Raw genomic sequence first — 18,183 nt, forward strand, 5'->3', positions numbered from 1 at the left:
GCTACGCGCACGTCGGCCAGTATGCGGGCGGCGCGGCCCGCCGCCCGTGAGCGACCCGTGGGATGTCGGCGCCCTCACCCGGCACGCCGGACCCGCGGACGTCCGGGACCGCGTCGTGCGCCGGCGGGCGGACGGCAGCCACACGGAACTGGCCGTGGCCACCGACCCCCGGCACCCGGGCCACCCCGTCCTCGCCGACGACGGCGGCGCACCGCATCCGGTGAGGGACGGGCACGTCCTCAGCGCCCCCACCTACCCGCCGAGATGGAGCGACGCCCCGCCCCAGGCGCGCCCCCCGCACGACGCCGCCGCGCTGCGCGCCTACCTCGCCGAGACGGTCCACGCCGACACCCTCACCACGCCACTCCTCCTGGACGCGGTACGGGAGTTGCCGGACAACTGGACACTCGGCGCGAGCAAGTCCGCCGCGCTGGCCAGGCTGCTGGCCGGGGCGGACGGACTGCGGCCGGCCGGCGAGGTGACCGACCGCCTCGGCCGGCCGGGCCGGGCGTACGCGTACGACGCCCCCGGCATCCGCCGGATGATCGTCCTGGACCCGGTCACCGGAGCCGTCCTCGGCCCGGAGGAGACCTCCACCGCCGACCAGCCCCAGTACGGCACGAAGGCCGGGGACGTCATGGCGTACAGCGCCTGGCTGCGCTGATCAGACGCCGAGCTGCCGGGCGGCGGCGGCCACGGTCTGCTCCAGCAGCGTGGCGATGGTCATCGGACCGACCCCGCCCGGCACCGGCGTGATCAGCGAGGCCCGCTCGGCGGCGGACTCGAAGTCCACGTCGCCGACGTTGCCCGGGTTGTAGCCGGCGTCGACGACGACCGCGCCCGGCTTGACGTCCTCGCCCTTGATCAGCCGCGGCCGGCCCACGGCGGCCACCACGACATCCGCCTCGCCGACCACGGCCGACAGGTCCCGGGTCCGCGAGTGGCAGTACGTCACCGTGGCGTCCCGCCCGAGCAGCAGCATGCCCACCGGCTTGCCGAGGATCGCGCTGCGGCCCACCACGACGGCCCGCTTGCCGGCCAGGTCCACGTCGTAGGCGTCCAGCAGCCGCAGGATGCCGCCGGGCGTGCAGGAGACGAACCCCGGCCCGCCGAAGCTCATCGTCGCGAAGGAGGCGAACGTGACGCCGTCGACGTCCTTCTCCGGAGCGATGGCCTCGAACGCGGCCCGCTCGTCGATGTGTTCGCCGACCGGATGCTGGAGCAGGATGCCGTGCACGGCGGGGTCCTGCGAGAGTGCGCGCAGCGTGCCGACCAGTTCCCCGGTGGTGGTCTCGGCGGGCAGCTCCACGTGCCGCGAGACGATGCCGGCCGTACGGGACCGGTTCTGCTTCATCCGGACGTAGGTGACGGAGGCCGGGTCCGCGCCGACCAGCACCGTCGCCAGACAGGGCGCGGCGCCGGTGCGGTCGGTGAGTTCTGCGGCGCGCTGCGCGGTCCGCTCGACGATGCGGCGGGCGAGCGCGGTGCCGTCCATGAGGCGTGCCTGGGACATGGTCCACTCCGGGGCGTTCGACGGATCGCCCAGGCGCGCGGCTGTGACTCGACGGAGACCGCTCCCCGGTGGTGCTCCACCTCAGCGCCAGTCACGGTCCCGGACCAGCTTACGTCCCGCCGGACGCGGAACTCGTCCGGGTTTCCCGCCGGGTACGGCTCGCCCGGTCGCCGGTCGGGGCGCGGCGCCATCGGTGCCCTGTGCCTCGGGAGCGGGCCGCCTACCTGCGCCGGCCCCGCCGTGGACACCCCGAGCGGGCGCGTACGCGGGCGCGCGGCCGGGCTGCTCGCAGCAGGGAGCGGAGGAGGGCGGTGGCGGCGACGTGGCTCGCCGTCGTGACCGGGCGGGGCCGGCCGGGGACCGGGGTGCGGGAGTGGCCCAGGCCCGCACGGGCCGAGAAGGTCCAGGTCAGCCGGGAGGTGACCTGGAACGAAGCGGACCGCCTGCCTACTCGTCCCATGCCTGGATCATGATCTGCTCGCTGATCTCGCCGTCCCGCAGCGAGATCATGGACTCGGCCAGGAGGCGCACGCCGTCGGGGTACCGGCAGGACTCCAGGAACGCCGCGCGGTCACCCTGGACGACGCAGTGCTCCAGGGCGTGCGTCATGTCCCGGCCGTAGACGTTCTCGAGCACGGCGCCGATCTCGTGGCGGCCGCGAAGCACCTTGGGCCGGCTCGGCTGGGCTTCGCGGTCCACGATGCGCACCTCCGCGTCGTCCGCGTAGAGCGACAGCAGGGTGGACGCTGTGTGCTCCTCGATGCCGCGGCGCAGTGTGCCGGTGTCGAAAGCCGGGCTTGCCATGGTGACCTCCTGCGAGGTCCGCGGCCCGGACCGCAGGGGCCGCGACGGGCCTCACCTCCGAGCGTCCTCCGCCCCACCGGGCTCGGCAAGCGCAGCCGTGCGGCGGGGCGGTGCGCGGCGGGGGAGCAGGACATCGGCCGGGTCCTGGTGCCGTAGTCGATCAGCTGCGCGTAGGGTCGGAAGGCACGGACAACCGAACCGGTCGACGGAAGGAACCACCATCATGGCGCAGGAAGTGCGCGGCGTGATCGCACCCGGGAAGAACGAGCCGGTACGGGTCGAGACGATCGTCGTGCCGGACCCGGGGCCCGGCGAGGCCGTGGTACGGGTCCAGGCCTGCGGCGTCTGCCACACCGACCTGCACTACAAGCAGGGCGGCATCAACGACGAGTTCCCCTTCCTCCTCGGTCACGAGGCGGCCGGCGTCGTGGAGTCGGTCGGCGAGGGCGTCACGGACGTCGCGCCCGGCGACTTCGTGATCCTCAACTGGCGTGCCGTGTGCGGCAAATGCCGCGCCTGTCGGCGCGGCCGCCCCTGGTACTGCTTCGACACCCACAACGCGCGGCAGAAGATGACCCTCACCGACGGCACCGAACTGTCCCCGGCCCTCGGGATCGGCGCGTTCGCCGAGAAGACGCTCGTGGCGGCCGGCCAGTGCACCAAGGTCGACCCCGCCGTCTCCCCGGCCGTGGCCGGACTGCTGGGCTGCGGCGTGATGGCCGGCATCGGCGCGGCCATCAACACGGGCGACGTGGGCCGCGGCGACTCGGTCGCCGTCATCGGCTGCGGCGGCGTCGGGGACGCGGCGATCGCCGGCGCGTACCTGGCGGGCGCGGCGAAGGTCATCGCCGTCGACATCGACGACCGCAAACTGGAGACCGCCCGCACCATGGGCGCCACCCACACCGTCAACTCCAAGGACACGGACCCCGTCGAGGCGATCCGCGAACTCACCGGCGGTTTCGGCGCCGACGTCGTCATCGAGGCGGTCGGCCGTCCCGAGACGTACAAGCAGGCCTTCTACGCCCGCGACCTGGCCGGCACCGTCGTCCTGGTCGGCGTGCCGACCCCGGAGATGAAGCTCGAACTCCCGCTGCTGGACGTCTTCGGACGCGGCGGCTCCCTCAAGTCCAGCTGGTACGGCGACTGCCTGCCCTCCCGCGACTTCCCCATGCTCATCGACCTCCACCTCCAGGGCCGCCTGCCGCTGGACAAGTTCGTCACCGAGACCATCCAACTGGACGAGGTGGAGAAGGCGTTCGAGCGGATGCACCACGGCGACGTGCTGCGCTCGGTAGTGGTGCTGTGATGGCCGCCCGCATCGAACGCCTCGTCACCTCCGGCAAGTTCACCCTCGACGGCGGCTCCTGGGACGTCGACAACAACGTGTGGATCGTCGGCGACGACCACGAGGCCGTCGTCATCGACGCCGCCCACGACGCCGAGGCGATCGCCGAGGCGGTGGGGGACCGCCGGCTGACCGCGATCGTGTGCACCCACGCGCACAACGACCACATCGACGCCGCGCCCGCCCTCGCCGACCGCACCGGCGCGAAGATCTGGCTGCACCCCGACGACCTGCCGCTGTGGCGGATGACCCACCCGGACCGGGAGCCCGACGAGCATCTCGCCGACGGCCAGGTGATCGAGGCGGCCGGCGCCGACCTCACCGTCCTGCACACCCCCGGTCACGCCCCGGGCGCCGTCTGCCTGTACGACCCGGGTCTCGGCGCCGTCTTCACCGGCGACACCCTCTTCCAGGGCGGCCCCGGCGCCACCGGCCGTTCCTACTCCCACTTCCCGACGATCATCGACTCGATCCGCGACCGCCTCCTGGCGCTGCCGCCCGAGACGAAGGTCCTCACCGGCCACGGCGACAGCACCACCATCGGCGCCGAGGCGCCCCACCTGGAGGAGTGGATCGCACGCGGCCACTGAGCCGCGCAGGCACAGCGGGGCGGCGCTCACCCCCGAAGCGCCGCCCCGGCCTCGCCGCCGTCACTCACCCGCTGCGGGCTGCCGCGCCCCCGGCAGCGACCAGCGTCCCGGATGGCCGGGCGGCAGCGCCAAGTCCTCACGCACGGCCGTGTAGTAGCCCTCCCGCGCGGTCCGTTGCCGCGCCAGCAGCCCCTGCCACGCGGCGGGTTCGCGCCGACCCTCGCGCAGGAACCGTTCCATCTCCATCGCCACCACGACCCACGCCCGGGCCCTCTCCACGACCCGCGGGCTGCCCAGCATGAGCAGCGCCTCGCCCGAGGGGTCCCGGGCGAGCGCGGCCTCGGTCAGCAGCGGTTCGGCCTCCGCCAGGGACAGCGGATGCGGATGCGGATCGTTGCCGAGGTGCGAGGCGACCCGGTAGGCCAGCGTGACCGACTGCTTGAGCGTGCGCGCGTACTCGGTGTAGACGGCCAGCCGCCGTTCCTCCCAACGGGCCGTCCGCTCCCGCTGGAAGCGGGCCCGGTCGCTGCGCACGACCGCCAGATAGGAACCGAGCGCGCCGATCACCACACCGATGAGCGCGGGGAGTTGCTGCAAGAACGACGACATGCGCCGCACGTTATCCGCCGCCGCGGACCGCCGCGCACCCGGCCGCCGAGCACCGCACGCCCGCGCCGCCGGCATCGCGCGCCCCCGCGCGCACGCCCGCGCCCGACCCGCCCGAATGTCACCGTTTCGTCTCGACCCGGGGTCTCCCACAACCGTCGCCCGCCCACAGCTGTCTAGTGCTGTGACCGAGAAGGTTCACCGGCTCGCGACGCCCGGCACGGCACCTCGCCGCGTTGCGCGTCACCCGGGTACATCCAGTACGCGGGTGATGCTCCGCCTTGTGATGCTCCCACTGCCTGAACGGCGCGGGAGGTGCCCCCACCACGGGACGCCGCGAGCTTCCCGGCGAACCTTCCCGGTCACAGCACCAGGTGTCCGAGGACCGGAGACACACGGAAGAACCCGATCGAGGGGGAAGGACAGCGCGCCCATGAGGCACATAGGCAGACGGGGAGTCGTGGTGCTCGGCGCCACCTCGCTGGTGGCACCGCTCACCCTCGCGCTCGGCGCCGCGCCGGCGCAGGCGGCGAGTTGTACGGCGAGCAAGGGGCCGTACCAGAAGCAGGTCGAGAAGTTCCTCGGCCGCCCGGTGGACGGCCGGCAGTCGGCCGCCGACTGCTCGGCGATCCGGGCCTTCCAGAACAAGCACGGCATCACACCCGCCATCGGCTACGCGGGACCCGTCACCTGGGGCGTGATGGATCTCATGAACAAGCAGAAGGCCGTCGGGAAGAACCCGAACAAGGGCGGCAAGTGCCCGACGAACAAGGGCCGCATCGCCTGCGTCAACCTCACCCTCCAGCTGAGCTGGATCCAGGACGGCAAGAAGCTCGTGTACGGGCCGGTGCCCGTGCGCACCGGCCGCGACGGCTACGAGACCCGCACCGGCCTGAAGAAGGTCTACTGGCGTGACATCGACCACGTCTCGACCCTCTACGACGTCCGCATGCCCTACAGCCAGTTCTTCGACGGCGGGCAGGCGTTCCACTCGGTCGGGCTGAGCATGTGGAACCCGCCGGGCTCCCACGGCTGCGTCAACATGACCGCCAAGGACGCCAAGAAGTACTGGTCGCTGCTGAAGAAGGGCGACGACGTCTACGTGTACGGCCGCAAACCGGGAACGTGAGCCGGGTGGGGGAGTCCGGAACGGGAGCCGCGGCCGGGCGGGTTGAGCCGGGCGGACGTGATGAGCAACACGGTCCGAAATGTCCGTATCGGTCGTACTTGCTCACACCGCCTTCACGTCGCCCGGCATATGCTTCACAGCATGTCCACCACTGTTGAAACCGCCTCCGAGCGATCGGCCGCGGAGGTCAACGAGGAGATCCGTGCGCTGTGGCGCCGGTCGGGCGGGACACTGACCACCGAGCAGCGCGAGGTGTACCAGCGCCTCGTCCTGGAGTGGGCTCAGGCCGCTCCGCAGTCGGACCGCGCGGCCTGACCGCCGGCCGGCTCCCGGCACCGGACTCTCCCGCGAGGGCACCCTTTTGCGAACGGGCGCCCTTCTCGCACCGACCTCCGCCGTCCCGTACGGCATCGTCGAAACTCCCCGGCGGGACCCGGTCCCGCCGGACCGATTCCCCCTCGGTCATCTGCCTCCGCCGACCGAGGCGCCGGCGCACCGGCGTGCTCCGGTCAGCTCCAGGTCGCCGAGTAGTGGCGCCGGTACGCCTTCCGGTCCCGCTCCGCGCGCAGCCACCGGGTCGCCACCAGCGCGATCAGACTGCCCGCCATGACCAGCAGCCCCGGACCCACCGTCCGCGGATCGGTCAGCCGTGCCGACAGCGTGCTCCCGGCCGTCCCGCCCGTCACCGGCGCGGCCGGGCCGGGGGAGGCCCCTCCCGGCGCGGCGGCCCCCTGGGCGGCCGGCCCGCCGGAGGAACCGCCTCCCGGCCCGCCGGACGCACTCCCGGTGGGCGCCGTCCCGCCCGTGTCCCGCGCCGGAGCCGCCACGATCAGCCGCACCCCCAGCGCGCTCAGCGCCCGGGTCACCGGCTGGAAGAACGTGGTGCCGCCCGTCGTGCAGTCGCCGCTGCCGCCCGAGGTCACCCCGAGGGCGATCCCCGCCGAGAACAGCGGACCGCCGCTGTCGCCCGGCTCCGCGCACACCGTGGTCCGGATCAGCCCGGTCACCGTTCCTTCCGGATAGTTCACGGTCGCGTCCAGCCCGGTCACCTCCCCCTCGTGCAGCCCGCTGGTGCTGCCGCTGCGGAACACCCGCTGCCCCACCGCCGCGTCCCCCGCCCCCGTGATCCGCACACCGTTGCCGCCGCCGATCGCCACCACGTCCGCGCCCTGCCCGGCACGCCCGGCGGCGTACCGCACCAGCGAGAAGTCGCTGCCGGGGAAGGTCCCGGCGACCGTGCTGCCCAGCTGCCGGTCGCCCTGCCCGGCCGCGAACCAGGTCGAACCGGTGGGCCCGCAGTGCCCGGCGGTGAGGATGAAGTCGCTCTTCCCGTCCGTCACGTTGAAACCGGCCGAACAGCGCCCGCCCGCCGACAGGATGGGCTGCGCCCCGTTCAGCCGCCTGGTGAACCGGCCCTTCGCGCGTTCCATCCGGACGAAGGAGCCGATGCCGCTCGCCACCCGGCTCATCCGGCTCCAGTCGGCGGCGGAGACGGAGCCGTCGGCCTGCACGGTCACCCGGTTGGTCCGGTAGTCCACCGCCCACGCCGTGCCGGGCACCCGCGGCGCCGCGCGCAGCGCCGCCCCCGCCGACCTCAGCTCGTCCATGCTGTGCCGCACGAGCTTCGCCTCGGCGCCTGCCCGCCGTACCTCTGCCGCCGCCTCCGCGTCGGTCACGGCGACGACCGTACGACCGTCGGCGCCCACCCAGCTGCCCGCCGTACGGGCGGTGCCGAGCCGCGCCGTCAGACCGGAGCCCGGCGCGGCGGACGAACCGGCGGACGAGCGCGGGGATGCCTGCGTCCCGGACGGCTCACCGGCCAGCGCCGACTGCGCGACCATCGCCGTACCGAGCAGCAGTCCCGCCACGGCCGTCAGCCGTGCCGCTCGCCGGACCACCCGTCGTCGTGCGTGCCTCATACCTGGCTCCCGAACCCCGAACACCGGTGCACCACCGCGAGGCGCCTCGCCGCTCGGGCGCCCTCCCCCCATACGCGCCGCACCGGGCCCGCGTTCAGCAGCCGCAGGCCGGCCGCGCATCCCCGGGCGCACTCGGAACTCCGCGTCCGGCCGCCTATCTTGGGCACATGAACAGGATCCCGCACGACACGTCCGGTGAACCGGACCCCTTGCGCGTCCTCACCCCCGACGAACTGCGCCGCCGCACCAGCATGAAATGGCGCACCCACCCCGCCGACGTGCTGCCGCTGTGGGTGGCCGAGATGGACGTACCCCAGCCCGAACCCGTCGTCCGGGCCGTCACCGACGCCCTCGCCCTCGGCGACACCGGCTACCCCGCCGGCACCGCCTACGCCGAGGCGCTCGCCGCCTTCGCAGCCAAGCGCTGGGGCTGGGACGCGCTCGCGGTGGAGCGCACCGCGCTCGTGCCCGACGTGATGCTCGGCGTGGTGGAGATGCTGAAACTGGTGACCGGCCCCGGCGACCCGGTGATCGTCAACCCGCCGGTGTACCCGCCGTTCTTCCAGTTCGTCACCCACATGGACCGCCGGGTGGTCCAGGTGCCGCTCGGCCCCGGCCTGCGCCTGGACCCCGACGCGCTCGACGAGGCGTTCGGCCGGGCCGTCGCCGGCGGCGGGCGCGCCGCGTACCTGCTGTGCAACCCGCAGAACCCGACCGGCACCGTGCACACCGCCGCCGAGCTCACCGCCGTCGCCGAACGCGCCGACCGCCACGGCGTACGCGTCGTCGCCGACGAGATCCACGCGCCGCTGACCGCCGCCGGCGCCGCCTTCGTGCCGTACCTCAGCGTGCCGGGCGGCGAGCGGGGCCTGTCGCTGATGTCGGCCAGCAAGGGCTGGAACCTGGCCGGGCTCAAGGCGGCCCTCGCCGTCGCCGGCCCGGAGGCCGCCGCCGACCTCGCCCGGCTGCCCGAGGAGGTCGGCCACGGCGCGAGCCACCTCGGCGTCATCGCCCACACCGCCGCGCTGCGCGACGGCGTCCCCTGGCTGGACGCCCTGCTGGCCGGCCTCGACGAGAACCGGCGGCTGCTCGCCGCGCTCCTGGCCGACCGGCTCCCCGCGATCCGCCACCGGCCGGGCCAGGCCACCTTCCTCGCCTGGCTGGACTGCCGGGGCCTCGGCCTCGGCGACGACCCCGCCCAGGTGTTCCTCGACCGGGGCAGGGTCGCCCTCAACTCCGGCCTGCCGTTCGGCGAGGGCGGCGCCGGACATGTGCGCCTCAACATCGGCACCTCGCCGGAACTGCTCACCGAGGCCGTACGACGTATGACGGAGGCGGTTCGATGACCCCCGAGGAGACCCTCGCCCGGCTCGGCTCCGGCAAGTACCTGCTGCTCACCAGCTACCGCAAGAACGGCACCCCCGTCTCCACCCCGGTCTGGGTGGTCCGCGACGGCGCGGCGCTCGGCGCCTGGACGGTCGCCGACTCCTACAAGGTCCGGCGCATCCGCAACCGCGCCGACGTCCTCGTCGGCCCCTGCGACGTGCGCGGCAACCCGACCGGCGACCAGATCCCGGCCACCGCCGAGATCACCGGCCCGGCCACCACCGCCCGCTACCGCGGCCTGATCGCCCGCAAGTACGGCATCGTCGGCCGCCTCACCCTCCTCGGCAGCCGGCTGCGCCGGGGCGAGCGGGGAACGGTCGGCATCCGGGTGACCCTGACGGGCTGACGACGCGCACATGACGCGCCGGCGACCACGGGGCGAATCGTCCCGGAACCTCCGCGTGGCGGCCGTCTTGAGCCGATGCGCGCCGCTAGGCTGCGGGCGCCGGGACGGGACGGGACGGGCGTCGCCGACGGGCCCCGGGCCGCCGCGGCCCGCGCGAGCCGGTGCGGCGTCATGGATGCGACGGAGCTGGTGCGCAGTGGAGGGGACCCGGGCCCATGGCCTGGCAGCGGGGCGGTGGCTCACCGAACGGGCCGGCCGGTGCCTGGCCGCCTCCGTGGCGCTGTACGCGCTGACCGCCCTCGTCGACCCGTCCCAGCCACTGGACCTGCGCGTCTACCGGGGCGGCGCGCCGCATCTGTTCTCCGGCGGCCTGTACGACTTCGCGGTGCACACCGGCCCGCCCATCCCCGTCCTGCCGTTCACCTACCCGCCGTTCGCCGCGCTGCTGTTGACCCCGCTGGCCGTCCTGCCCTGGGACGTGGCGCTGGTGCTGTGGCGGGCGGTCTCGGTCGCGGCCCTGCTCGTCCTCACCGCCGGATCCCTGCGCCTGCTCACCCCGCCCGACGGGGGCCGCGTCCGTGAGCGCGCCCTGCTGTGGGCCGCCGCCGGGCTCTGGCTGGAACCCGTGCGCCACACGCTCGACCAGGGGCAGATCAACCTGCTGCTGGGCGGGCTCGTGGTCGGCGCTCTCGCCCTGTGCCGTACGGCGCCCGGCCGGGGCGCGGCCGTGGGACTCGCCGCGTCGGTGAAGCTGACCCCGGCCGTCGGCGGGCTGTACCTGCTGGCGACCCGGCAGTGGCGGGCGGCGCTGTGGGCGACCGCGGCCGGCGCGGCGGCCACGGTCCTGGCCTGGTGCGTCTCGCCGGACCAGTCCTGGCGCTACTGGACCTCCCTGGTGACCGACACGAGCCGCGTCGGCCCGGTGCGGACCGTGCGCAACCAGTCCCTGCGCGGCGCGCTCACCCGGCTCCTCGGCCCGGACGCCACCGCGACCGCCCTGTGGTGGACGGTGCTGGCGCTCACCACCCTGGCCGCGGCCTGGGCGCTGCGCGCCGCCGTACGGCGCACGGACCGGCTCGGCGCCTTGGTCGCCGTGCAGCTGTACGGGCTGCTGGTGTGCCCCATCTCCTGGAGCCACCACTGGATCTGGTGCGTGCCCGCGATGATCTGGCTCGCCCACGGCCCCTGCCGGAGGCGGCCGCTCGGCCGGGGCGCGCTCGCGCTGTGGGCGCTCGTCACCGCCGGCCGGCTGGTGCCGCGGCTGAGCGGGATCGAGGACGCCACCGTCCACTCCGGTCCCTACCCGGCGCTGATGGCCTGGCTGGGGACGGGCTTCGCCGTCTGCGCGGTGCTGACCTTCCTCGCGCTCGCCACCGGAGGCGAACCGCGCCGTGAGCACGTGGCGGTGCCCGGCGGGCGGCGGTCCGGCGACCGCTCGGACAGCTCGCTGCTGCCCTGAGGCGGCGACGCCCGCCGGACGCGCCCCGACTCCGTCGAGAGAAGCCTACTGACTGGGGGTCAGGTCCAGGCGCGGTACGGCTCGTCCAGCAGCTGGAAGACGGGCTCGCCCCGCACCGGGTCCTGCGCGGTGGACAGGCGCACCCGGTCGCCGCCGTGGATGCCGATGGGCGGGCCCATGACCCTGCCCCGCACGACGAAGCCCTCGCTCATCTCTATCAGCGACACATTGCGCGCCGCCGGGGTGTTGCGGTGCACGACCGTGGAGTGGCGGACCGTGCCGGTGCCCTCGCTGCGCTCGGTCCGCAGCTCGCTGCCCCGGCACACCGGGCACAGCACCCGGTGGTACATCGCCGTACCGCACCAGGCGCAGCGCTGGAAGTACAGCGCCTCCGGGTCGCGGCCCCCGGGCTCCAGCAGACCGGTGGCGGAGCCGGCCGCCGGATGAACGGCGTTCCCTGAGTGGTGGTACACGCTGGTCAACTCCCTGCTCTCGGCCGGAATCCCGCGTGCCCGGCGGAGTCCGTGCACGCCGTGCGCGGACGGGCTGTGCCACCGTGCACGGCGACAGCGTATGGCACTCAGTGCCGTAGGTAAAGGTACTGGGTACCGCCAATCGCCGACGGCGGCCCGTACGCCCGGCCGAAGTAACCTTTCCTCGCCCACCCCGCACCTCGTGCCTTCCCCCGCGCGCCATGCCCAGGAGCCCGCCATGCCGTCCGCACGTCCCCGCCTCCTCTACGTCACCGACCTGGCGTACCCGGCGCGCGGGCGCCGCTACTGCGACGAGGACATCGGGCTGACCGCCCGGCTGCGCGACGACTTCGACCTGGCCCTCGCCCATCCGCGGGACGCCGCCGCGCTGATGGCCGCCTTCGACGCGGTGGTGGTCCGCAACAGCGGCCCCGTCCTCGGCTACCGGGCGGCCTACGACGACTTCCGGACCCGGGCGCTGGCCGCCGGGACCCGCGTCTACAACCCGCTCACCGGCCGCGCCGACATGGCGGGCAAGCAGTACCTCCTCGACCTGACCGCCGCCGGGTACCCGGTCATCCCCACCGTCGACCGCGCCGAGGACCTGCACCGGCTGCCCGCCGCCGACCGCTACGTCGTCAAGCCGAAGCTCGGCGCCGACTCCATCGGGCTGCGCATCGTCCCCGCCGGGGAGCTGCCCGGCCTCGCCGACGGCACCCTCCTCGTCCAGCCGCACATCGACTTCGTCCACGAGATCTCGTTCTGCTTCGTGGACCACGACTTCCAGTACGCCCTCTACGCCCCCGACCCCGAGCGGCGCTGGGAGCTGCGGCCGTACCGCCCCACCGCCCCGGACCTGGAGTTCGCCCGGCGGTTCATCGACTGGAACACCCTCGGCCACGGCATCCAGCGCGTGGACGCCTGCCGGGCGCCGGAGGGCGGACTGCTGCTGGTCGAACTGGAGGACCTCAACCCGTACCTCTCCCTGGACGCGCTGGACGACCCGGCCCGCGCGTCCTTCGTCGCCGCTCTGAAGGCGTCCCTGCACCGCTTCCTGGCCGTCGCGCACTGAGACCGGCACCCCCGGCGGTTGACGCGCCGCCCGGCGGGCACACGCCCACGGGGACGCGCCGGACCGGCGTCGCGCGCCCCGGGTGGACGACGCGGCGCGCCGGCGCGGGAACGGAGCGGAACGGCATGACGGGCGGCAAGGGATTCACCGACCGGCTGGACCCCGACATGTGCGTGGTGACCGCCCAGGCCGACGGCGAGCGGGCCGGCTGCCTGGTCGGGTTCTCCTCGCAGTGCTCCATCAGCCCGCCCCGGTTCGTCGTGTGGCTGTCGAAGGAGAACCGGACCTACCGGGTGGCCGAACGCGCCGACCGGCTCGCCGTGCACCTCCTCACCCGGGGCCAGCACGCGCTCGCCGAGCTGTTCGGCGGCAGCACCGGCGACGACGGCGTGGACAAGCTCGCCCGGGTCCGCCGCTCGGAGCGGGACGGCGGAGCGGTCGTGCTGGACGACGCGCCGGTCTGGTTCGTCGGCCGGATCGTGACGCGCGTCGACGGCGGCGACCACGTGGGCTTCGTGCTCGACCCGGTCGAACGGGGCGGGACCGGCGTCGCCGACGAGCCGGTCCTGCGCCTGTCGGACACGCTCGACATCTCACCCGGCCACCCGGCGCACTGAACCGACCGCGCCGAGCCGTCCGCGCCGGGCCGGCGTCCCGCGGGCGGGGCCTGCGCCGGACCGGGTCTACGCCGGTTCCGTCGGCACCCGCACGTCCAGTACGCACACGTCGTCGCGCCGTTCGCCCTCCAGCAGCGCGGCCAGCAGCGGGCTGAGGGAGCCGGGCGCGTCCGAGCGGTGCGCGGCGGCGGCCCGGGCCAGCCGCTCCAGGCCCCGCTCTATGGACTCGCCGGGCCGCTCCACGAGGCCGTCGGTGTACAGCAGAAGCCGGTCGCCCGGCTCCAGGCGGAACTCGGCCTCCTCGTAGACCGGGGTGTCGGTGGCGCCCAGGAGCACACCGCGCGGGCGGTCGAGGAAGCGGGCCTCGCCCCCGCGCAGCAACAGCGGCGGCAGATGACCGGCCTGTGCCCAGGCGAGCCGGCGCCGCTCGGGGTCGTAGCGCGCCAGGACGAGCGTGGCCGTGCCCCTGGTGTCGCGGGAGTGCAGCAACAGGGTGTTCAGCCGGGTGAGGGCGCCTGTCAGGGACGAGCCGGTGAAGATCATGCCCTTCGCGGTGAAGCGGAGCTGCGCCATGGTGGCCACCGCGTCCATGCCGTGCCCGGCGACGTCGCCGACCACGAACAGCGCGTCGCCGTCCGGCAGTTCGATCGCGCTGAACCAGTCGCCGCCGACGTGGATGCCCGACTGCGCCGGCAGATAGGCGAGGTCGACCCGCAGCCCGGCCAGCCGCAGCGGGCGGCGCGGCAGCGGCAGCAGCGCGTGCTGCAACCGGCCGGCGATCATCCGCTCGGCCTGGAGGATGCCGTGCTGCGCCACCATGGCCTGCTCGCTCTCCAGCAGGGCCAGCTCCGCGCTGCGCTGTGCGGTGAGGTCCTGCACGAAGCCGTGCACCTGGACCGGGCGGCCCCCGGCGTCCGGCTCGGCCTCGGCGACGGCCCGCAGATGCTTCTCCCCGGAGGCCGTCCTGATCCGGAACGGCACGTCGAACGGCTTGCCCTCCGTGCGGATCCCCCGCACCGCGCGGGCGAGGGCCGGTCCGTCCTCGGGGACGGCGAGGTCCGCCAGCTCCTCCAGCCGGAGCGGGCCGCGGCCGGGGTCCCGGTCGCACAGCGCGTAGACCTGCGCGGACCAGGCCGCCTCGCCGGTGACCAGGTTCCAGGTGGCCCAGCCGAGGTGGCCGAGCCGCTGGAGATCGGCCAGGAGCTGTTCCTGCCGGTCTGAGGCGTCCTGCCGCCGCCAGGTGACGACCAGTCGGCCGTCCAGGCGGGCGGCCCGCACCGAGTAGGTGGCCGGTTCCTGGCCGCCGCTCACGGACTCCAGCCGTACGTACGGCTCGCTCGTGTACGGCTCGCCGGTGTCGAGCGTGTGGAGCCAGCCCTGCCAGAGCGGTTCCCCGGCGACGGTGGGCCGGCATTCGCGCATCCGCAGGCCGACCAGCTCACGCCCCAGGCGCCCGGTCGGATCGACGGCCTGGGGGGTGGCGGCGTCGATGCGGTAGTCCTCGACCGCGCCTGTGGCCGAGCGCAGCGGGCGGAGCAGCAGCGTCATCCCGGGCAGCGCGTCGAACAGGGTCTGCACCGCGGCCGTCCTGACGCTGCCGCCCGCTTCCCGGGCCGCCTCGACGGCGGGCTTTCGCCCGGGGGCGGGCACCTGCACGGGCGTGGGCTCCTGCACGACGGCCGGCTCCTGTACGGGCGTGGCCTCCTGCGCGAGCGCGACCCCCCGCGTGACAGCGGCCGGCGCCACGGCGGTGCCGTGGCCGGTGGCGCCCCCGTCCGCGGGAGCGGCGTCCTGTGCGGCGGTCGACGGCGCCGGTCCGTCGCAGGACTGACCCGGCGGGGGCACCAGCGCGCCGAGCGTGAGCCAGGCCTCCTCCGCCGGAGTGCGGCCGGCGGCCTCCGCGCGCCGGAGCAGTTCCTCGTGCGCGGCCTCGGCACCGCGGCCGGTCAGCGCCATCAGCGCGCCCTTGGCCCGCTCCACCGCGGCCGAGGCCGTCGCCTCGTCCCGCAGCCGGTCCAGCTCGGCCCGCTGCCGGGCCACCACCTTGGCCAGCGCCTCCCGGTCGGGGGCGGCGCCGGCCCCGGCGCGGTAGAAGGGTTCGCTGCTCACGCGACGAGCATCGCACATGCGGACAGGTCCGCTCACAGCCTTGCCGCCCCGGATCCGGGCGGGCGCCGCCGCCCGTCCGCCGCCGCGGTGCGGGTGGGCTCAGCGGCTGCCGCGCTCCACCAGTGCCTCGGTGACGGCGCGGACACTACGGGCGATGTGCTGGAGCTGGAGAAGCTCCGCGGCGTACAGCTTGATCGTGTGTTCGATGACACCTTCGTGCAGGCCCAGACGGGGCAGGTCGGCGCGCGCGGTCTGGAGGGCGGTGCGGACCACGCGGATCTCCTGCTGCACCTGTATCTGCGCGTGCCGGGCGAGCAGGACGGGGTGGCGGACGAGCACGGGGTAGCTGCCGTAGCGGGCGGGCGCCAGCTCGCGCAGCCACCGGGCCGCCGAGCGCTCCCAGTCGTGACTGCCGGGGGTCTTTACCTGGCAGGGCCAGTCCGGGCTGATGCGTGTGGTCGTCACAGGCATGGTCTTCGCTTCCGGTGGTGCGGCGTCGAGGCGCGGGGCCCGACGGGGTGGGGGCGGCCCCGGCCTAGGGGATGACCGGGGCCGCCGCGGGCGCTCGCGCGGTCGAGGCCGAGCGGGCGTCCCGTGCGGGTGGTGACGAGGGGTGAGGCGGGTGGGGGTGGTGTGACGGAAACGCGGAACTGCCCGGAGCGGGCCGACCGCGATCCGTGAGCAGTATTTATATATGCCATCCGCTTGGCAAGACGTATGAAAACATTCATGACGGCTTTGAACGGCATGGTCCGCATACGTTCCGACCAATCCGCGACCCGCTCCGGGCCGCCCGGTACCCGGCCGAGGCGGCGGTGCTCCCGGCGCGTCAGCCGGCGCGTGGGTCCGGAGCGTCAGTCCTCGAGGAAGAACCGGTGGCGGTCGTCAGTCCTTGAGGAAGAACTGGTGCCGGTCGGCGATCTGCTCGTACTCCTCCAGCCGCGCCTGGGTCCGCTCGGGATCGGCGTCCGCCATCGCCTGGAGCAGCGCCGCGCACATCACGCCCGGCGCCGCGTAGGAGTCGAAGACCAGCCGCGACCCGGTGCCGGTGGCGAAGGTGACGTCGGCCTCGTCGGCCACCGGCCCCAGCGCCAGGTCGGTGATCAGGGCGACCTTGAGCCCGGCGCCGCGGGCGACCCGCACCGCGGTCAGGGTCTCGTGCGCGTGCCGGGGCATGGAGAAGGCCAGCACCCAGGTGCCCCCGGCCTCGCGGGACTGGAGCAGCGCGTCGTAGGCGACGCTCCCGCCGAGGGTCACCAGCCGCACGTCGGGGTGGACGCGCCGGGCCGCGTAGGCGAAGTACTCGGCGAGCGAGACGGAGATGCGCAGCCCGAGCACGGTCAGCGGGGCCGAGCGCGACAGCTCGCGGCCGACGGCGATCACCCGGTCGGGGTCGGCGAAGTCGCGGCGCAGGTTCTCCAGGTTGTCGATCTCGGCGTCGACCGCCGCCTGCAACTCGTTGGCCCGGTCCTCCTCGATCGCGCCCGGTCCGCCGGCGAGTGTCCTGAGCGCGATGGACTGGAGCTTCTCGCGCAGCGCGGGGTAGCCGCTGAAGCCGACCGCGCCGGCGAACCGGGTCACCGACGGCTGGCTGACGCCGACCCGGTCGGCCAGCTCGGTGATGGACAGGAACGCTGCCTCGGTGATGTTCTCGATCAGGTACTGCGCGATGCGCCGCTGACCGGGAGACAGCTGCGGCCGGTCGAACAGCGTCCGGAGCTGGGAGGCCGGGGCGCGCTCGGCCTCCGGCGCCGTCCGGCCCGAGGTGATCGCGGACGCCTGGGCGCGAGCCTGCTGCGGCGAGGGCGCCGAGGCGCCTGCATTGTCTCCCACAGAGGATCAACATAGCTCACTCACCGTCATGACCAGCGGGGGAGCGGGCGGAACCGGCCGGTCACACGGCCCCAGCAGACCCTCAGGCCCCCCACACCCCTTGTGCCTCACCCCCGCAGGCGCTCGTTGAACACCCGCCTCCGGATTTCTGCCCCGCGGATGGATACGCGCCCGCCGCCCGGGAACCCGCCGCCCCAGGGAACGACCCCGAGGCGCACACGGACGACCCCCGCGGCGCCCACGGGCAGCCACCACCGCCACGACAGACGAGGAGCCTGGAGACATGACCGTCCCCGAGGAGAACCGGCCCAAGACCGACACCACCGACGAGGTGGTGGCGGACCGGAGTACGGACACGGCCAAGGAGCAGGGTGCGACCGGCCGCACCCTGCGCGAGGCGCTGGAGGAGGCGCAGGTCCGTCCCGACGACTTCGAGGAGAAGTGACCGATGAGCGCACTCAGCGCGCTGGAACAGGCCCTGGAGAACCGGTGGGACGCGCTGTGGTCGCGGCTCGCCGGGCGGGGACCGGTCGAACTCCTCGACGCGCTGCACCGTGAGTGCGACGGGAACGCCGTCGTGTGCAGCGAGGACCGGGTCATCGTGCCCAACGCCTACGACGTCGAACTCGCCGAACCGGTGCACGAGGAGCTGACCCGCCGTGGCGGCCGCGTGGGCCAGGCGCTGACCGACAGCCTGGCCCGGCACGCCGAGCGCCACGGCTACGAGTGGGCGGGCCCGCTGACGGTGCGGGTCGCCCGCTCCGACGAGGTGGCCAACGGCCGCTACCGCGTGGCCGGCCACGTCATGCCGCACGTGAGCGCGCAGGCGTTCCGCGACCCGGCTTAGGGCCTGCCGCGCCCGCCGCGTACGGTCGGCCTGGTGCTGTGGCCGGGAGGGTCCACCCCCGCGGACCCGACCCTGGGCGCAACCGCCCGCACCCAACACGCTACACGCAACACCCCCCCCCCCCCACCCCCC

Annotated in this window: 20 protein-coding genes and 1 riboswitch; of the genes, 12 read left to right on the forward strand and 8 right to left on the reverse strand. The window is 74.4% G+C overall.

What is annotated here, in order from left to right:
• Window positions 1–46: 46 nt before the first annotated feature.
• The gene (locus AB0N63_RS21730; protein WP_365530637.1) at window positions 47–664 is read left to right on the forward strand and encodes a hypothetical protein; all 618 of its coding nucleotides are present in this window, start codon (window positions 47–49) and stop codon (window positions 662–664) included.
• Here AB0N63_RS21730 and AB0N63_RS21735 read toward each other — a convergent pair whose 3' ends face one another.
• Both AB0N63_RS21735 and AB0N63_RS21740 read right to left on the reverse strand, forming a co-directional pair.
• Window positions 665–1,513, reverse strand: a complete 849-nt coding sequence (locus tag AB0N63_RS21735; RefSeq protein WP_365530638.1) for a bifunctional 5,10-methylenetetrahydrofolate dehydrogenase/5,10-methenyltetrahydrofolate cyclohydrolase — start codon at window positions 1,511–1,513, stop codon at window positions 665–667.
• A 20-nt stretch (window positions 1,514–1,533) separates the two neighbouring features.
• Window positions 1,534–1,618, reverse strand: a riboswitch (ZMP/ZTP riboswitch).
• 342 nt (window positions 1,619–1,960) lie between these two features.
• Entirely contained in the window at window positions 1,961–2,317 is a 357-nt protein-coding gene (locus AB0N63_RS21740) for a nuclear transport factor 2 family protein (RefSeq protein WP_365530639.1), read from the reverse strand.
• A 223-nt stretch (window positions 2,318–2,540) separates the two neighbouring features.
• Here AB0N63_RS21740 and AB0N63_RS21745 point away from each other — a divergent pair, with 223 nt between their 5' ends.
• Window positions 2,541–3,626 carry an S-(hydroxymethyl)mycothiol dehydrogenase gene (locus AB0N63_RS21745; protein ID WP_365530640.1) on the forward strand — a complete coding sequence of 362 codons (1,086 nt, stop codon included), beginning with the start codon at window positions 2,541–2,543 and terminating at the stop codon, window positions 3,624–3,626.
• On the forward strand, window positions 3,626–4,255 hold the full coding sequence (locus AB0N63_RS21750) for an MBL fold metallo-hydrolase (protein WP_365530641.1): 630 nt from the start codon (window positions 3,626–3,628) through the stop codon (window positions 4,253–4,255). Before AB0N63_RS21745 ends, AB0N63_RS21750 begins: the two co-directional genes overlap by 1 nt.
• 60 nt (window positions 4,256–4,315) lie before the next feature.
• Here the strand turns inward: AB0N63_RS21750 and AB0N63_RS21755 are convergent, their stop codons facing one another.
• Window positions 4,316–4,864, reverse strand: coding sequence for a hypothetical protein (locus AB0N63_RS21755; RefSeq protein WP_365530642.1), 549 nt, complete (start codon window positions 4,862–4,864; stop codon window positions 4,316–4,318).
• 430 nt (window positions 4,865–5,294) lie between these two features.
• Here AB0N63_RS21755 and AB0N63_RS21760 point away from each other — a divergent pair, with 430 nt between their 5' ends.
• Together AB0N63_RS21760 and AB0N63_RS21765 are read left to right on the forward strand one after the other, a co-directional pair.
• A complete protein-coding gene (locus AB0N63_RS21760) occupies window positions 5,295–5,990 on the forward strand; it encodes a L,D-transpeptidase family protein (protein ID WP_365530643.1) in 696 nt (231 codons plus the stop codon).
• 129 nt (window positions 5,991–6,119) lie between these two features.
• On the forward strand, window positions 6,120–6,305 hold the full coding sequence (locus tag AB0N63_RS21765; protein WP_019983535.1) for a hypothetical protein: 186 nt from the start codon (window positions 6,120–6,122) through the stop codon (window positions 6,303–6,305).
• Between the two features lie 194 nt (window positions 6,306–6,499).
• On the opposite strand, the gene AB0N63_RS21770 is transcribed toward AB0N63_RS21765, so the two are convergent.
• The gene (locus tag AB0N63_RS21770; RefSeq protein ID WP_365530644.1) at window positions 6,500–7,909 is read right to left on the reverse strand and encodes a S1 family peptidase; all 1,410 of its coding nucleotides are present in this window, start codon (window positions 7,907–7,909) and stop codon (window positions 6,500–6,502) included.
• A 167-nt stretch (window positions 7,910–8,076) separates the two neighbouring features.
• On the opposite strand from AB0N63_RS21770, the gene AB0N63_RS21775 reads away from it, so the two are divergent.
• The 3 genes from AB0N63_RS21775 (at window position 8,077) to AB0N63_RS21785 (ending at window position 11,100) form a co-directional block, all read left to right on the forward strand.
• The gene (locus AB0N63_RS21775; protein ID WP_365530645.1) at window positions 8,077–9,255 is read left to right on the forward strand and encodes an aminotransferase class I/II-fold pyridoxal phosphate-dependent enzyme; all 1,179 of its coding nucleotides are present in this window, start codon (window positions 8,077–8,079) and stop codon (window positions 9,253–9,255) included.
• Window positions 9,252–9,641 (forward strand): PPOX class F420-dependent oxidoreductase, encoded by a 390-nt coding sequence (locus AB0N63_RS21780; protein WP_365530646.1) that lies wholly within the window; start codon window positions 9,252–9,254, stop codon window positions 9,639–9,641. Before AB0N63_RS21775 ends, AB0N63_RS21780 begins: the two co-directional genes overlap by 4 nt.
• Window positions 9,642–9,837: 196 nt before the next feature.
• Entirely contained in the window at window positions 9,838–11,100 is a 1,263-nt protein-coding gene (locus AB0N63_RS21785) for a glycosyltransferase 87 family protein (RefSeq protein WP_365530647.1), read from the forward strand.
• 59 nt (window positions 11,101–11,159) lie between these two features.
• Here AB0N63_RS21785 and AB0N63_RS21790 read toward each other — a convergent pair whose 3' ends face one another.
• Window positions 11,160–11,573 (reverse strand): zinc ribbon domain-containing protein, encoded by a 414-nt coding sequence (locus AB0N63_RS21790; protein WP_365530648.1) that lies wholly within the window; start codon window positions 11,571–11,573, stop codon window positions 11,160–11,162.
• Between the two features lie 238 nt (window positions 11,574–11,811).
• Between AB0N63_RS21790 and AB0N63_RS21795 the strand changes: the two genes are divergently transcribed.
• Together AB0N63_RS21795 and AB0N63_RS21800 are read left to right on the forward strand one after the other, a co-directional pair.
• Window positions 11,812–12,645 carry a hypothetical protein gene (locus AB0N63_RS21795; protein ID WP_365530649.1) on the forward strand — a complete coding sequence of 278 codons (834 nt, stop codon included), beginning with the start codon at window positions 11,812–11,814 and terminating at the stop codon, window positions 12,643–12,645.
• Window positions 12,646–12,770: 125 nt separating this feature from the next.
• The gene (locus AB0N63_RS21800; RefSeq protein ID WP_365530650.1) at window positions 12,771–13,262 is read left to right on the forward strand and encodes a flavin reductase family protein; all 492 of its coding nucleotides are present in this window, start codon (window positions 12,771–12,773) and stop codon (window positions 13,260–13,262) included.
• A 66-nt stretch (window positions 13,263–13,328) separates the two neighbouring features.
• Here AB0N63_RS21800 and AB0N63_RS21805 read toward each other — a convergent pair whose 3' ends face one another.
• The 3 genes from AB0N63_RS21805 to AB0N63_RS21815 form a co-directional block, all read right to left on the reverse strand.
• A complete protein-coding gene (locus AB0N63_RS21805) occupies window positions 13,329–15,371 on the reverse strand; it encodes a SpoIIE family protein phosphatase (protein WP_365530651.1) in 2,043 nt (680 codons plus the stop codon).
• A 99-nt stretch (window positions 15,372–15,470) separates the two neighbouring features.
• Complete coding sequence (locus tag AB0N63_RS21810; RefSeq protein WP_365530652.1) at window positions 15,471–15,842, reverse strand: hypothetical protein; 372 nt, start codon at window positions 15,840–15,842, stop codon at window positions 15,471–15,473.
• Between the two features lie 414 nt (window positions 15,843–16,256).
• On the reverse strand, window positions 16,257–17,204 hold the full coding sequence (locus AB0N63_RS21815) for a MurR/RpiR family transcriptional regulator (protein WP_365530653.1): 948 nt from the start codon (window positions 17,202–17,204) through the stop codon (window positions 16,257–16,259).
• A gap of 283 nt (window positions 17,205–17,487) precedes the next feature.
• On the opposite strand from AB0N63_RS21815, the gene AB0N63_RS21820 reads away from it, so the two are divergent.
• Together AB0N63_RS21820 and AB0N63_RS21825 are read left to right on the forward strand one after the other, a co-directional pair.
• Window positions 17,488–17,649: a hypothetical protein gene (locus tag AB0N63_RS21820; RefSeq protein WP_365530654.1), complete on the forward strand. Its 162-nt coding sequence runs from the start codon at window positions 17,488–17,490 to the stop codon at window positions 17,647–17,649.
• Window positions 17,650–17,652: 3 nt separating this feature from the next.
• Complete coding sequence (locus tag AB0N63_RS21825) at window positions 17,653–18,051, forward strand: DUF3662 domain-containing protein (protein ID WP_365530655.1); 399 nt, start codon at window positions 17,653–17,655, stop codon at window positions 18,049–18,051.
• Window positions 18,052–18,183 lie beyond the last annotated feature (132 nt).

Source organism: Streptomyces sp. NPDC093260 (assembly GCF_040683715.1).
Lineage (GTDB): Bacteria > Actinomycetota > Actinomycetes > Streptomycetales > Streptomycetaceae > Streptomyces > Streptomyces sennicomposti.

Bases quoted from the DNA above. Each gene is read 5' to 3' on its own strand.
- AB0N63_RS21735 (WP_365530638.1), bottom strand. From the start codon at position 1,513: ATGTCCCAGGCACGCCTCATGGACGGCACCGCGCTCGCCCGCCGCATC.
- AB0N63_RS21740 (WP_365530639.1), bottom strand. From the start codon at position 2,317: ATGGCAAGCCCGGCTTTCGACACCGGCACACTGCGCCGCGGCATCGAG.
- AB0N63_RS21745 (WP_365530640.1), top strand. From the start codon at position 2,541: ATGGCGCAGGAAGTGCGCGGCGTGATCGCACCCGGGAAGAACGAGCCG.
- AB0N63_RS21750 (WP_365530641.1), top strand. From the start codon at position 3,626: ATGGCCGCCCGCATCGAACGCCTCGTCACCTCCGGCAAGTTCACCCTC.
- AB0N63_RS21755 (WP_365530642.1), bottom strand. From the start codon at position 4,864: ATGTCGTCGTTCTTGCAGCAACTCCCCGCGCTCATCGGTGTGGTGATC.
- AB0N63_RS21760 (WP_365530643.1), top strand. From the start codon at position 5,295: ATGAGGCACATAGGCAGACGGGGAGTCGTGGTGCTCGGCGCCACCTCG.
- AB0N63_RS21765 (WP_019983535.1), top strand. From the start codon at position 6,120: ATGCTTCACAGCATGTCCACCACTGTTGAAACCGCCTCCGAGCGATCG.
- AB0N63_RS21770 (WP_365530644.1), bottom strand. From the start codon at position 7,909: ATGAGGCACGCACGACGACGGGTGGTCCGGCGAGCGGCACGGCTGACG.
- AB0N63_RS21775 (WP_365530645.1), top strand. From the start codon at position 8,077: ATGAACAGGATCCCGCACGACACGTCCGGTGAACCGGACCCCTTGCGC.
- AB0N63_RS21780 (WP_365530646.1), top strand. From the start codon at position 9,252: ATGACCCCCGAGGAGACCCTCGCCCGGCTCGGCTCCGGCAAGTACCTG.
- AB0N63_RS21795 (WP_365530649.1), top strand. From the start codon at position 11,812: ATGCCGTCCGCACGTCCCCGCCTCCTCTACGTCACCGACCTGGCGTAC.
- AB0N63_RS21800 (WP_365530650.1), top strand. From the start codon at position 12,771: ATGACGGGCGGCAAGGGATTCACCGACCGGCTGGACCCCGACATGTGC.
- AB0N63_RS21810 (WP_365530652.1), bottom strand. From the start codon at position 15,842: ATGCCTGTGACGACCACACGCATCAGCCCGGACTGGCCCTGCCAGGTA.
- AB0N63_RS21820 (WP_365530654.1), top strand. From the start codon at position 17,488: ATGACCGTCCCCGAGGAGAACCGGCCCAAGACCGACACCACCGACGAG.
- AB0N63_RS21825 (WP_365530655.1), top strand. From the start codon at position 17,653: ATGAGCGCACTCAGCGCGCTGGAACAGGCCCTGGAGAACCGGTGGGAC.